Origin of the sequence: Corynebacterium sp. AOP40-9SA-29, assembly GCF_052377405.1 — a bacterium.
Lineage (GTDB): Bacteria > Actinomycetota > Actinomycetes > Mycobacteriales > Mycobacteriaceae > Corynebacterium.
Window position 1 is genome coordinate 13,516 of sequence record NZ_JBQSWR010000011.1, and the last position, 13,833, is coordinate 27,348.

The 13,833-nt window shown below is 64.8% G+C and carries 14 protein-coding genes; all 14 read left to right on the plus strand.

The window, feature by feature from the left end; all coding sequences use genetic code 11:
* Position 1: 1 nt before the first annotated feature.
* The 14 genes from ACT3SZ_RS14870 to ACT3SZ_RS14935 all read left to right on the plus strand — a co-directional run bounded on the left by ACT3SZ_RS14870 (position 2) and on the right by ACT3SZ_RS14935 (position 13,792).
* Positions 2-1,903, plus strand: coding sequence for a hypothetical protein (locus tag ACT3SZ_RS14870; RefSeq protein ID WP_444619911.1), 1,902 nt, complete (start codon positions 2-4; stop codon positions 1,901-1,903).
* Between the two features lie 80 nt (positions 1,904-1,983).
* A complete protein-coding gene (locus tag ACT3SZ_RS14875; RefSeq protein ID WP_444619913.1) occupies positions 1,984-3,702 on the plus strand; it encodes a peptidoglycan DD-metalloendopeptidase family protein in 1,719 nt (572 codons plus the stop codon).
* Positions 3,686-4,393 carry a hypothetical protein gene (locus ACT3SZ_RS14880; protein WP_444619915.1) on the plus strand — a complete coding sequence of 236 codons (708 nt, stop codon included), beginning with the start codon at positions 3,686-3,688 and terminating at the stop codon, positions 4,391-4,393. Before ACT3SZ_RS14875 ends, ACT3SZ_RS14880 begins: the two co-directional genes overlap by 17 nt.
* The gene (locus tag ACT3SZ_RS14885) at positions 4,390-4,950 is read left to right on the plus strand and encodes a hypothetical protein (RefSeq protein WP_444619917.1); all 561 of its coding nucleotides are present in this window, start codon (positions 4,390-4,392) and stop codon (positions 4,948-4,950) included. Before ACT3SZ_RS14880 ends, ACT3SZ_RS14885 begins: the two co-directional genes overlap by 4 nt.
* Positions 4,947-5,534 carry a hypothetical protein gene (locus tag ACT3SZ_RS14890; RefSeq protein WP_444619919.1) on the plus strand — a complete coding sequence of 196 codons (588 nt, stop codon included), beginning with the start codon at positions 4,947-4,949 and terminating at the stop codon, positions 5,532-5,534. Before ACT3SZ_RS14885 ends, ACT3SZ_RS14890 begins: the two co-directional genes overlap by 4 nt.
* A 19-nt stretch (positions 5,535-5,553) precedes the next feature.
* A complete protein-coding gene (locus tag ACT3SZ_RS14895; RefSeq protein WP_444619921.1) occupies positions 5,554-6,111 on the plus strand; it encodes a hypothetical protein in 558 nt (185 codons plus the stop codon).
* Positions 6,112-6,223: 112 nt separating this feature from the next.
* A complete protein-coding gene (locus ACT3SZ_RS14900) occupies positions 6,224-6,565 on the plus strand; it encodes a hypothetical protein (RefSeq protein ID WP_444619923.1) in 342 nt (113 codons plus the stop codon).
* 18 nt (positions 6,566-6,583) lie between these two features.
* Positions 6,584-8,296: a hypothetical protein gene (locus tag ACT3SZ_RS14905; protein WP_444619925.1), complete on the plus strand. Its 1,713-nt coding sequence runs from the start codon at positions 6,584-6,586 to the stop codon at positions 8,294-8,296.
* A gap of 38 nt (positions 8,297-8,334) precedes the next feature.
* Positions 8,335-8,754 (plus strand): hypothetical protein, encoded by a 420-nt coding sequence (locus ACT3SZ_RS14910; protein WP_444619927.1) that lies wholly within the window; start codon positions 8,335-8,337, stop codon positions 8,752-8,754.
* Positions 8,755-8,821: 67 nt separating this feature from the next.
* Complete coding sequence (locus tag ACT3SZ_RS14915) at positions 8,822-9,601, plus strand: hypothetical protein (protein ID WP_444619929.1); 780 nt, start codon at positions 8,822-8,824, stop codon at positions 9,599-9,601.
* Positions 9,594-10,574: a hypothetical protein gene (locus tag ACT3SZ_RS14920; protein WP_444619930.1), complete on the plus strand. Its 981-nt coding sequence runs from the start codon at positions 9,594-9,596 to the stop codon at positions 10,572-10,574. The genes ACT3SZ_RS14915 and ACT3SZ_RS14920 overlap by 8 nt, the downstream gene beginning before the upstream one ends.
* On the plus strand, positions 10,567-12,375 hold the full coding sequence (locus ACT3SZ_RS14925) for a type IV secretory system conjugative DNA transfer family protein (protein WP_444619932.1): 1,809 nt from the start codon (positions 10,567-10,569) through the stop codon (positions 12,373-12,375). Before ACT3SZ_RS14920 ends, ACT3SZ_RS14925 begins: the two co-directional genes overlap by 8 nt.
* The gene (locus tag ACT3SZ_RS14930) at positions 12,375-12,941 is read left to right on the plus strand and encodes a DUF4913 domain-containing protein (protein ID WP_444620033.1); all 567 of its coding nucleotides are present in this window, start codon (positions 12,375-12,377) and stop codon (positions 12,939-12,941) included. Before ACT3SZ_RS14925 ends, ACT3SZ_RS14930 begins: the two co-directional genes overlap by 1 nt.
* Positions 12,941-13,792, plus strand: a complete 852-nt coding sequence (locus ACT3SZ_RS14935) for a hypothetical protein (protein ID WP_444619933.1) — start codon at positions 12,941-12,943, stop codon at positions 13,790-13,792. Before ACT3SZ_RS14930 ends, ACT3SZ_RS14935 begins: the two co-directional genes overlap by 1 nt.
* The last annotated feature ends 41 nt before the right edge of the window (positions 13,793-13,833 follow it).

The window sequence follows — 13,833 nt, forward strand, 5'->3', positions numbered from 1 at the left end:
GATGGCCAGGACGAAGACCAAAGATCCACAGGCATCCTTGATGACCGAGGACCAGCTCGAAGCGCTGACGACGAAAGTCGCTCAGGGTGGACCGCTGGCCAAGATGCATTCGCTGCGGCTGCAGCGCGAGAACCTGAAACGCCGGCAGATCCTCGGTAGCGCCGCGACCGGTGATGCTGACGGTGAGGCGTGGCGCTCGGCGGTCAAGCAGGGACCGCGGGGCTACAACGCGGCGTTTGGTGGGCCGGACACCGTCGTCGGGTCGATGGTCGAGGCCCGGGGTACCACCGACAAGGTCGAGGGGATCTACCCCTGGACTGTCGGTGCCGGCTCCCCGCTGATCGGCACGCCGGTGGGAACGCACCTGGACACCGGTGAACCGGTGCACATCGACCTGACCGACTGGATGCGCCGCGGTGGGCTGATCACCAGCCCGATCGCCCTGGTGCTGGCGCTCAACGGCTACGGAAAGTCCTCGCTGGTGCGCCGGTTGCAGACCGGTGCGGTGGCCCACGGGCGCTGCAGCATGGTGCTGGGCGACTGTAAACCGGATTTCCGCACGCAGACCGAGAAGTTCGGCGGGCAGGTCATCCAGGTCGGCCACGACCATGGCCGGATCAACCCCCTCGACGTCGGCGCCCTGGGTGATGCGGTGGTCACCATGCGTGACTCGGCGGATCTGTTGGAGGCCTGCTTCGACACCACCGATCAGGCGAACCTGGACCGGGTGTACGCCCGGTTCGGCACCCGGCTGGGCGATGAGTGGTCGACGTCGAATCAGTGGCAACGTTCCACGTTCATCGAGCGGTTGCGTCGTGAAGCCCGGGAGGTGCGCCTGGATGTGCGGATGCGCCAGTCGATGATGGTGGCCTCGCTGGTGCAGCTGGTGCGCCGCGGAAAGGTCTCCGACTTCGAGGAGACGATGATCTCCTCGGCGATCATGGGGCTGTACGACGAGGGCCTGGTCGATGACCAGGGCAACCGTACGGTATTCCGTGAGGATTCCCCGCCGTTGCTGCAGGATCTCTACGCGTTCATCTGCCGGCCGACTGACCGGCTGATTGAGGATGCCGGTATTCAGCCCGGGCGTGTTGCTGACCCGGTGACCCACCAGCTGTCGGCGGCGGCGGAATACCTCAATGACATCAAGCCGCTGCGTCGCTCCTTGCGGGCGCTGATCCGTGGCGAGTTCGGCGAGATCTTCAACGGGCCGACCACTGAGCGGCTGGATCTGTCGATGCCGGCGATCTGTGTGGATGTGTCCAACATTCCGCACTCGGAGGCGTCCCCGTTGCGTGCGGCGGTGCTGATGGCGTGCTGGGGTGACGGTTTCGGTGCGGTGGAGGCCGCCGGCCGGCTGGCGAAGGTGGGTCTGGGCCCGCGTGTGGAGACCCAGGTGATCATGGACGAGCTGTGGCAGGTGCTGCAGGCCGACAAGTCGATGGTCAGCAAGGTGAACCAGCTCAGCCGTTTGAATCGCCAGACGGCTACCGAGTTGATCATGATCACCCACTCCATCGCGGACTTCTCTGCGGTGGATTCCGAGCAGGCTGTCGCCGAGGCCGACGGTCTGGTCGAGCGTGCCCGGGTGAAGATCATCGGCGCGGTTCCGGCCAAGGAGATCGGTCGACTCCGTGAGGTCGTGGAGCTCTCCGATGATGAGGCTCACCGGCTGACGACGTGGTCGAAGCCCCCGGGCATCGTCGGCGAAGGTGTGCGGCCCGGGGAGAAGGCTCCGCCGCCGCCGGGGACGGGGCATTTCATGGCGAAGGTCGGTGAGCGCGGTACCGGGATCAGCTTCTACATGCCGATCACGATGGCCGAGCAGCTGGCTGAGGTGCACAACACCAACGCCGCCTACGACGACAACCGGATTCTGCCTCTCCAGCCTGTCGGTGTGTAGGACACCGCACCCTGCGGTCCTGGGGAAACGGGACCATCGAGCTTTCGAGACGACTGAGATGGACAAGGAGGTGAACCCTGATGCGTGGAGCTGGTGGCAAGGTCATTTCACTGCTGTTGGCGGCAGTGCTGGGCCTGGTGATTCTCGTCGTGTTGATGATGTCGTCGACCGTCGAGGAGGAGACCCAGTGCACCCCGGGTGATTCGGGAGGTGTCGGCGGGACCGGCAGTGGGCTGGTCAACACTGACGGGTTTGCGTTCCCGACGGACCCCGAGGCCACTCAGTTCACCTCTGGTTTCGGAGAGCGGTGGGGAGAGCCGCACAACGGTGTCGATTACGCCGGCCCCTTGGGAACCCCGATCTATGCATTCGCTGACGGCACGGTCGCCGCCGCCGGCACCGCTAGTGGATTCGGTCACTGGGTCGTTATTGATCACAATGTTGACGGCGAAGAGCATTCCAGTGTTTATGGGCACATGCCTGGCGACTCGATCACGGTGTCCACCGGTGACACGGTGAAGGCGGGTCAGCAGATCGCCGGTATCGGCGAGGAGGGGTACTCTACGGGCCCTCACCTGCACTTCGAGTGGTATGACGGGCTGAAACTGTCCGGTGGTACTCCCGTCGATCCTCATTCGATGGTCGAGGACGTCAAGAACAGCGGTGGTCACGGGGATCGCTCCAGTGGTGACGATGATTCCGATTCCGACACCAGCGAGGCAGAGGCTCCGGCCGAGTCTCCCGCAGAGGGCTCAACACAGGGTGATCTGCCGCCGACCTCCGGGGGGAACACCGACGAGGGCCAGGACGTCTCGCTGGGGGTCACCAACGATCCAAACACGTTCGATGAACGACAGCTCGACAACGTCCGGGCGATCATCCAGATTGGGAAAGACCGCGGGGCCTCCGACAACGTCATCAAGGGCGCTCTCATGGCCGCCGGGCCTGAATCCGGGTACCGCATGCTCGCCAGCCGGGCAGTGCCGGAGTCGCTGACCTACCCGAATGACGGCATCACCCCTGGTGACGCCACCAGTGTGGGGATCTACCAGATCCAGACGCCGATGAATATGCCGGTGGCCGACGCGATGGACAGGACCAAGCACATCGCATGGTTCTACGACACCGCCGACCAACTGGCGTCCCCGGACCAGCACCCCGGCGAGATCGCCGCGAATGTCGAGAGGCCGAGGGAGGATTTGCGTGGCAAGTACATGGAGTGGGAGGAGACCGCGGACATCCTGTTGGAGTCCGAGGGCAACATCTCCCCATCTGCCGGCAGTGACTGCGGCCCCGGCGGCGGTGGTGGCGGCGACGGTGAGGTGCCGGCCAACCTGAAGGAGTTCGCCGACAAGGCTGTCGAATACGCCCGTGAATACATGGGCATGCAGTACTCCTGGGGCGGCGGCGACTGGAACGGGCCGACCAAGGGCGTGCCCGACGGTGGCGTGGCCGACTCCTACGGCGACTACAACCGGGTCGGCTTCGACTGCAGTGGGCTGACGATGTACGCCTACGCGCAGGCCAGCGGCATGAGCATCAAGATCCCGCACTACACCACCAGTCAGCAGAACGATCCGGTGATGGAAGAGGTGGACCAGGCTGACATCGCCAAGGGCGACCTTCTGTTCTTCGGTGGGGCCGATCCCCACCACGTGGCCCTGGCCACGAGTGCAACCACGATGATTCACGCTCCGCAGTCCGGTGACGTGATCAAGGAGCAGCCGATCGCCGAGTTCGGTGAGCAGGCCTCCGCTATCCGACGAGTCAAGGAGATCCCCAATGAAGCAGCTGAATAAGCACACGATGATCACCGCACGCCGCGCCGCGGCCGGGACGGTGGCTATGGCCACCGCCCTGTCACTGGTGGCCTGCGGCGGTGACGAGCCCGCCGAGGAGCAGACCACCGAGCAAGCTCCGGCACCGACCACCGGGAGTTCCGAGCCGGACCCGACGCAGGCCCCGCAGGTCGGCTCGGGCACTGGGTTGGCTGACGCCGATTACGTCGAGCTGGATCAGCAGGCCCTGCGTACCGGGTCGGACACCTCCGAGGTCGACGGGGATGATCCCGCTGATGTGCTGGAGCGCGGCCTGACCTCCGCGTTCGCCTGGCGGCCGGGGACAGATTCAGGCCAGTTCGACGCGTTCGTGCGGGCGTCGTCGGCGTTCAACAACTCCTACCTGCGCAGTCAGGAGACGCGGCTGACCACGCTGATCCCGATGTCGCTGGCTGACTGGACCGCGTGGGGTGATGCGGGGAAGATCTTCTACCCCGAGGTCAAGCTGACCAACGAGCAGCATCCCGAGGACACGGACACGGATTTCTCCCGTGTGGTGACCATCGACCTGAACACCGGTAGTGAGTCCGACTCGGGTGCCGGTGATCACGTGATGATGGTGATCGGTCAGGCCCGGGTGCACAAGTCAGAGCAGGGGTGGCGCATCGACTCGTTCGATGTGCGCGACACGGTGCTGGGGGATCGGTCATGATCGCCAGCAGGGGCCGATCGCGGCGGTGGTCGACAACGGTGCTGGCGGTGGCCACGGCCGGTGCCCTGGCGCTGGCTGGCTGTGGTTCAGACGACGATCACGACGGCCACGAGCACACCGGCAGTGATGATCATGAGCACATCGACCCGGTCGCCCAAGATCCGGCGATCGCTGCGACGTCGGTGGCAGTCACGGCGCTGAGCTGGACGGCGGCCGAGCAATCCTCACCATGGGACATCCCCACCACGGTGCTGTCGTCCTCGATGACCGGGGAGCTGGCCGACAAGGCCAGCGATCCGTCGTCGGCGGAGGCGAGGAGGGATCGCCCGTCGCAGTGGGACGGGTGGGCCACCGCCGGGGCGACAGTCAAGGCATTCGTGCTGGAGACCGAGGTCACCGAGGAGTCGGACAGCGCAACCACCGTGGTGACCACGGTCCGGCAGGACTTGTCCTACCCCGACGGTGGGGGGTCAACGTGGAAAACCACTGACTACGAGATCGACCTGGTGGCCGAGGACGGTCGCTGGAAAGCAACCACGATGAAGGAGAAGTCATGACCCGCACAACCCGTTCCCTCACCCTCTCTGCCGTGGCTGTGGCCGTGGTGGCCCTTGCTGGGTGCAGCACCGAGGACACCAGTGCCTCCGAACCGACGTTCCACCCGTCGGCGATTGAGGTGGCCGGAGGCCAGGTGAGCCTGCCCGACGGCGCGTGGGCTGCCGCTGAGACTTCCTCCGAGCAGTGCCCGCAGGTCAGTACAGAGCTGGTGGTCGGGAAGATCGCTGCCACCAGTGGCTACGACGCTGGTTTCAGTGATGCCCACGGTGGTGCCGGCTACTCGGGGATGTACCCGGAGAAGTGGGCCACGTTCGGTACCGGTGAGCTCGACGACCGGGTGGACCTGGAAGCCGGCACGCAGGCGACGGCGGCCGAGCTGTGCGAGGCCTACGACATCGCAGAGCAGCTGGCCGACGAGGGTGTCGAGGGCTCTGTCGATGACATCGCACTGAGTGTGTCCCTGGTGGGGGAGCGTTACACCCGCGATGAGGGCCTGGTCGACGTCGACGCCGAGGTTGATCCTCACGGCGTCCGGGCGCAGATCACTGAGATCACCGACGCGGCCGCGTCGGTGGCGACCTAGAGCAGGAGGACGATGAGCCATGAGTAATCAGAAGCCGTACTGGGCCAACGACAATGACACCCGGTACCTGTCAACGACTGCGTCGTCGACGTCGACCAGTCAGCCGGTCCCGTCAAGCAGGGGAGTGCAGGGTGCCTCCCCGCGTGCCGAACAGCAGGGCCCGGCCCTGATCGCCGGCAAGTTCGACACCAAGCGCACCGTGCAGAACCTGGCGATTCTCGCCGGGTTGGCCGGGGTGATCACCTTCGCGGTGATCATCGTGGTCGACCAGGTGCTCGGCAGGATGACCGACAGTGTGCCGCAGGCGGTCAGTGACATCGTCGTGACCGCGATCATCACCGTGGTGATCGGTATCGCTGCGGGGCTGTTGTACCTCCCGGTCGTGGACACCGGCAACGAGAATCTGTTCGGTGTCGCCATCCTTGCCGTGGCTGTCGCGGCCGCGGCTGCGTGGGTCGTTTTCGGCGGTCTGCTTGACGGTGACTGGTCGACGATTCCGGTGCTCGCGGCGATCGTGTGCACCGCCATTGCGGCGTATGCGGCGCCGAGTCGTATCGACGCCGCGAGGGTTCGCTGATGCCCCCGCAGAATGTCTACCTATCAGGCATGTACACCAAGTGTACATGTCGATATGCTGGACATGACTTTGGTGACGTCGTCACCTTCCACTTCAAACAAGGAGATCCCTGATGAGCACTGCCGCACTTCCCTCTCAGCCATCACGTTTTCTGCCGTCAAAGCAGTTCCTGCGACAGTCGGGAATCTACGCCGGGTTTGCCCTGGCGATCATGATCGTTGTCGTGTGGGCCCCGTTGCGATTCGTCTACCCCGATCTCATCGAGGTCGGGGAGATCACCACCGCCGGGGTCGGCAGCGTGGTGTGGCTGGTCACTTGCATGACCACCTTCTCGACCATCATCGCCGGCGGTGTTCTGAGCTTCGGGCGGCGAGCGTCGGCTGCTCCGCTGGCGGGCTGCTCTGTCGCGGCGCTGGTGTTCTCTTTCGTGTCACTGAACGTTCCCATCTGGTAAACGCCAAGGAGACTTCTGATGTCTACAGCCACTGCCCCAGACAAGACGTGCATTCTACGGTTCGACAACCGCGATGATGACACGGTCACAGATGACAACGACGTGCCCAGCATCCTTGACGAGCACACCTCAGTAGTCCTGGATCGAATCCGCTACACCGTCAACGTCACCCCCTCGACATCGACGGTGACCGCGACCACCAACTACCGCCTCGCTCAGCGGCGAGCCTCCGGGAAAGTCTTCGCGTTCTGGTCGATTCATTGGTCCCTCTCGATCACGACCACTGCCTCAGGACTGATCTTGTGCCGTGAGCGTGGCCGGGCCGGGGTACCCCACAGTCGCTACCTGTTCAGCGCGAAAGACCTCTCCACCGCGGTGCGACTGCTGGTGAACCCCGACGATGACCAGAAGGCCACCGCGCACCTCCGCCAGCTGCGGCGTGTGATCGCCCGGGAGGTTGCCACACACTGCGGCGAGTTCCCGGACATCGACGAGCGATTCCCGATGCTGGCCCAGATGGCCCAGGACATGGGCGAGGACACCACCACACATACCTTGTTCGAGGAGTCCCCTCCGCCGGTGCGTATCGCCTTGTGCGACGCGCAGTCCTGGGCCGAGGCGACCCGGAACCTGTTCGGGACCAGCCGCTACCGCAAGTCGCTGACCCGGGCGATCACCGAACTACTCGCGCCCTGCACCCAGCACACCGCAGGTACCGCTGAGTTCGACCGGCGTATCTGGGCTCTCGATCACCTGTGGGCCTATCGGGGGCTGGTCCCGATCGACTGGATCATCGACACCATCAACGACATGCGGGGCCATTTCACCGCAGAAACCGCGGACACCTACATGTTCGGCTACCCCTTCCATATGGATTCCTTTGAGAGGCGGAAAATCCGGAGCATTCTGCGCCAGGTGCCCGCACCGGTTCTTCGCCGTCTGTTGGCGCAGACCTGCTGCGATCCGAATCCCGTCGCCAGGACGTGGTCCCATATGGCTCGCTCTGGCCGGAACGTGACGCTGCTGTCGGAAGCCATTGCAGCCCGGCGTCAGCGCAACATCCGGGACATCAAGGATCTGGAGCAGCTGGTCCTGAAGCTGCCGGAGCGCACCCGGAGCTCCAGGGATTCACGGGCGGCCGCCACGGGCAAAGTCCTGCGGGATGAGCGGTACTTCGAGCAGGCCCGCGCCACCCTCAACGGCTACCTGCCCGAGGCAGAGTCGGTCAGCCGCGATCAGTGGGTGGCCAACACGCCCCACTACATCGCCGAGCTCAACCGGTTCGAAGACGCCGAAAGGGCCCGGCAGATCGAAGAACAGCGTCGCCAGCTTAAGATCGCCGCGACGAAGACGCAGACCTGGTTGGACAGGGTGACCCCGCAGCTCGACGGGGTGCGCCTGACCGGCGGCTACACGGTCTCGGTAGCGGACAACCCCGAGACACTGTCGCGGTGGGCGGTGGCGATGAGCAACTGCATCTCGTTGTACGACAACGCCCTGGATACAGACCTACTGGGCGCGCTCGTCGACGAGGCGGGCACACCGGTGGCGAACTTCCACATCGTCTACGACGTGGACACCGACCAGGGCCTGCTGGACGAGATCGCCGGCCGATTCAACAACAACGTCCGAAAGACGATCGACCAGCCGGTCATCGATGCATTCCTGGCGCTGTGCACGAAGAACAGCATCACCTTGTCGCGCATGGGCGAACACACCCTCGCTGCGTGACCACCCACTATCTGCCTGAACGTGAAGAAGGAGAAGACATGTCCGAGATCCAAGTCGCACTCACCGACCATGCCAAGCACCTGGTCGACAACCCTGATGGGTGGTGTGTCCCCGACATCAACAACAGGACGTTGGACATCACCTGGGAACAGCAGGCAGGGCTGCGCACCAACGTGGTTCCCCGCGACGACCTGTGGTTCAAGACCACCCGATCACCTGGTGACGACGGTGTCTGGGTCGAAGCCGCTCACATCGCCCACCGCGACTGTCAGCACCCCAGCTGCCTGGACGTCCATGTCGCACGGCTGATGGACAGCCAGGAGCTCAAAGATCCTGACGCGATGATGTTCGCGGTCACCGAGACCGGCACCCCCGACGGGGCGCTGATGATCTACGCCCAGGACTACGAAGACATGCTCGACGCCGTCGACGACACAGAGGAGGGGACAACGCAGTGACCGATCCACCGGCCGAACGAATCACCACAGCACTCATCAACATCATTCACGTACAGGAGCACTCATCATGAGCACGACCACCAAGAAGTCCAAGACCAGCGAAGCCGACAACGATCGGTTCAACGAAATCGAGGCCCTGGTCACCACCCCGGCAAACAAGGAGCGTCTGGTCGCGGCAGAGACTGCCGACGAGCTGCGCACCATCGCCGAAGAGCTGGGGGTCGACACCTCCGATGACAGCAAGGACATGGGCAAGTTCATCTACAAGTTGAAGATCATCGGCGTGGATTTCCCGGCGATGGCCAAGGCGGATGCCGCGCAGCGGCGTGCGGGTCTGGCTGACAAGGCCGAGGCCATGGCCGAGCGTGCCGATGATCTGCCGTTCGTGCGCCTGTGGTCAGGTGCGGTGGAGAACGAGCAGGACGCCTCCGGGGCGTACGGCATCGTCGACGCCGATGGAACGGCGATCTGGTACGGCGGTTTCTCCACCCGATTCGAGAAGATCCGTAAGGCCGGCGACCTGATCAGTGCTGAGCAGTCCGCCGCCGACAAGGCCGTCTACGCCGCCTCGAAGGTGCGTGAGGCCGCGGGGCTCGAGGAGATCAGCCTGTGGCTGACGACGACCTGCCCGGAACTCGACGAGGCCGCGTTGAAGACCTCCGGAGCCCGGCTGGGTGTGGCGGTGGATATCACCGTCGACGACGAGGATGAGTCCGCGGTGCGCATGGCGGAGGCCCCGGGCTACCGCAACTTGAAAAACGTCACCACCGAGGAGCTGACCGCCCTGGTCGAGACCGAATCCGAGGACGAGGATGACCCCGCCGAGGATGAGGGCGCTGATGAGTAGGTTGTGGTTCAGCACGTCTGCTGCGGGGCTCTCCAGGCACGGTGCCACGGTCGAGAACCCCTCATCTGAGCGGCGGCACGAGGACAAACCGATCCCGGACTGGGAAGCGGTGGGCATCGCCGTGCGGCGACTGTTCTGCCTGGACGGTGTTGTCGAGGGCGCCGATCCTCAGGGGGAGCCGACCGGCGCGGCCGTCGCCGCGGTGACTGCGGATCTGGGTGTCGAGGAGACGCGGATGGTTCGTGACTGGCTGCGCGGCCCGCCGGCGGCGCTGGCTGACTTCTCGGCCGGGAAGAACTGGGGAGTGCGTAACGGTCGCCACCGGCTGACCGGTGTGTGGTCAGTCCGGCCGGAGTGGGAACTGCCGATCATGTGGGACCACCCCGACCCCGACACGGAGAAAGAGACCCCGGAGCTGGCGAACATGATCCTGGACGCGGCCGCCACCACCTTCGACGATTTCACGGCTGGTCGGCTGGAGCTACAGAGCACGCCGGTGAACCTGCGGTTTCTCACCGGCCTACGTCGGCTGGCTCTCCAGGAGCACTATTCGGAAGAGGCACTGGGGCCGGCACCATTGAACTTCACCTGGTCAGGTCCTGATCCTGACCGATACCTCGACAAGGACGGTACCTGCACGGTGTACGCCTGGCCGATCGGCGATGAAGCCCTCATCGTCGTTGAGTCGGCTGTCGGACTGGGCCGGTCGGGGTCGTACAACAAGCTCCTGGAGATCTCCCGTCGCCAGGACAACGAGGTACTGAGCGATCTGCTGTTCGAGGACGTCGACCAGGTGACGGTCATCGGAGCGGTATCAGCGTGGGGAACGACCCTCTGGCAGTGGGAGGCCCTGCGCCCATGGGAGATCACACCATTTCGAGATTTACCCAAGTCCAGGTCACTCCGTTTCCACGAGATCGGTGCCGTGCTCTGGAAGTCAACAATCATGGAAGGACGTGAGGGCAATGAGTAACCCCCGTGGAGCATCGAAAGCCCCGGCGGATCCGATGTGGTTCTGGGTCTTCCTCGCCGGCATCGTAGCCGGCGGCTGGACCCTGTTCTGGGCTGGCCAGGCGATCGTGGGGCCGGGGGTGTCGTTCAACCCTGTGGCCCTGTTCCAGGATGCGCTCACCCCGGGCACCGAGGTGGCTGTGTCCACCGGTGGCCTGGTCGTCTCCCTGGTGCTGTTCGCCCTGCTGGTCGTGGTGATCACGGTGATCATGGGGCTGCGGGCGAAGAAGAAGGCGACCCGTAAGGGTGCCAACATCGTGCACGCCACCAAGCACATGGCGACCAAGCGGCAGATCTCCTCGATGTCTCGCAAGGCCGTCACCGAGTCGGCCGCACGCACCAACCCGGATCTGCCGGATTCGGTGGAGCCTGGCCAGTTGATCGGTCGGGAGCTGGGCACTGGTAAGGAGGTCTGGTTGGACTACGAGACGTTGACGGTGGATATGTGGGCGGCTCGGTACGGAAAGACGACCGGCCGGGTGCTGCCGCAGTTCCTGTCTGCCCCGGGCGGGGTGGTGGGCACTGGAAACAAGCCTGACCTCGTGGAGGATTCGATCGCCGCACGCAGTGCGGTGGGTGACTGCCTGGTGTGTGATCCGCAGCGGATCTGGATGGCCAAGGATCAGGCCCCGGACTTCACCGTCGACCTACTCGACTTCATCCGCCGCCGGCCGGCCGACGAGTGGGATTCGGCGTCGGTGGATCTGGCGGTGTTGTTCGCCAACAACGCCGGTGTCGACATCGGTTCGGGTGGTCAGGGTGAGGAGTGGCGCACCTCGGGCGCGCAGCTGCTGAGCTGCTTCCTGCTCGCGGCGACGCTGACCGGCCGGCAGGTGACCGAGATCCTGGACTGGGTCTACGACGAGTCGGACCGGGAGGTCATCGACATCCTCCGCGACCACGGTTTCCCGTCGATCGCGATGCAGGCCAAGGGCACCTACGACCTGACCGAGAAGACCCGGTCGGGCATCTTCTTCTCGATCCAGTACATGGTCGCCCCGCTGGCGAAGAAGTCGATGCAGCGGTGGGTCACCCCGCAGCCTGGGGTTCGCCGGTTCAACCCGACCGACTTCATCGCCGATCATGAGGCGGGGAAGTCGCCGACGTTGTACCTGCTGTCGGACCCGCGCAGTGCGGGGTCTGCCAGCCTGCTGGTGCTTGCCCTGGTTGTGTGGATCACTGAGGAGGCCGAGGATGCCTCGCGGCGCAACGGCGGGCGCCTGCGGATCCCGCTGGTGATGCCGTTGGATGAGGCCGCGAACGTGGTCAAGTGGGGTCAGCTCGCCGAGGTGTACAGCCACTTCGGCTCGAAGGGGATTCTGATCTCGTCGATCTTCCAGTCGTTCCGCCAGCCCAAGCGGATCTACGGCGAGGACAACGCCCACGACATGATGACCAACGCGACGCTGATCATCGGTGGCGGCATCAAGGACAAGGCGTTCCTGGAGGAGGCGGTGAGTTTCGTCGGTGAGTACCAGCACCAGCAGTTCTCGGTGTCGACGGATTCCTCGTCGTTCAACACCTCGACCTCGGCCTCCGAGCGTGATCGGGCGATTCTCACCGCGGCGGATCTGCGTGGGTTGGACGCGCACCTGATGCTGGTGATCCCGCAGAAGTCGGCGCCGATGATCGTGGAGGCGGTGCCGTTCTGGGAGCGCCCGCTGCGTGAACAGATGCGCAACGCTGATCGTGTGCTCGGAAGGGCGCAGAAGCGTGCTGAGGCCCTTGCGGTCGAAGAGTCTGTGGATCAGGCGGTGGCGTGATGGGGTATCTCGCGAAGGTTATTGATGCCGCGTTCAGCAGCGTGCTGAAAACGACGGTGGAAGCCCGTGTGCAGAAGGTGACGGCGAAGTTCATCGCGAATCCGGCGATCGGCCCGGCGATCGACCGGGAGATGGCCAGGCAGGCACTGCGGTATGAGACCGCGGAGCTGGGCCTGCCGGTCAAGACGCGCTACCGGGACGTCTACGAGTTTGTCGACGAGGTCTTCCTGGAGCTCTACCCGGCCCAGCTGTCCAACGACGTGCGCTGGTGTGCACGGTGGTGGGCGCATCCGGCCGCCGTCCGCCGGCTGACGATGGCGTGGGCGTCGTGGGAGACCCACCGGGCGGAGAACCCGGCCACCGGTGAGGAGGTGTGGGCCCGGTATGTCGGCGACTATCACTTCCGGTGGCTGACCGGCCCCAACAGTCCGTTTGTGAACTGCAAGGAGGACAAGCACCGTCCGGCGCCGGCGCTGCCGAGCGCGCCGATGGTGCTGAACGATCCGGCTGAACCGTCCGCTGATGCGGCGGAGACACCCGTACTTGATGAGCAAGGAGTGAACTGATGAGTGGAAGCGGCGATCCGTTTCGGGATCTCGACCAGGAAATGACGACACTGACCCGTAGCTTCGGTGCTGCGGGGCTGATGGTGGCGCACAAAGGAGGTTCACGGCAGACCGATCCGAACCGGCAATCGCGCCGATTGCGGCAGACCAAGGCTCCGACGGCCCGGCAGCTGCGCAGGATGAGCCAGGGGCAGTTGACCAGCTACATGTGGAAGACCCATACCCGGGGCATGAATGGCCAGCAGGTCACGGGGGAGACCTCCCGGATCTCCTCCGAGCTGGGTCGGCGTGGCCTGGTCGGGCAGAAGCAGGCGTGGGAGAACCTGGCGCTGGTGCGTCAGGATCATCTCAACGGTCAAGGCGAGCATCTGCAGGCTGCACAGGCCGAGTTGGAACGCCAGCAGAGTGTCCAGCAGGTCAGTGCTCAGCAGAGGCAGGCCGAGCATCAGGGTGCACAGGCTCAGGCCAATCAGCAGGCGCCGTCGATGTCGGCGGATATCTCGTCGGCGATGGCGGCGATCGCCGTGGGTGCAGCAGGTGCAGAGCTGTTGTCGACGGTGGTCGACGAGCGAGTCGAGCAGCTGGGGGTGGATACCGGCGCCGATCAGGGCACTGATCTGGAATCCACTGCGGGGCAGGGTGCAGACCTGGCCGAGGAGGGCGCGGAGCCTGAGGCTGTTGAGTCGGCCGAGTTCGGCTCGCAGGCGGTGGTCGGTGATCTGGGACAGGCGATGGCTGACGAGCAGACGTCACCAGGTGCCGGCGCCGAGGCCACCGCTGAGACCACCCAGGAGAACCAGGCCGAGGCAGCACCAGCTGAAACGGCTGAACCGGCGACCGCTGAGGCATAGCGGTCGCACAGATCCACCACAGCACAACCACTATCACCACC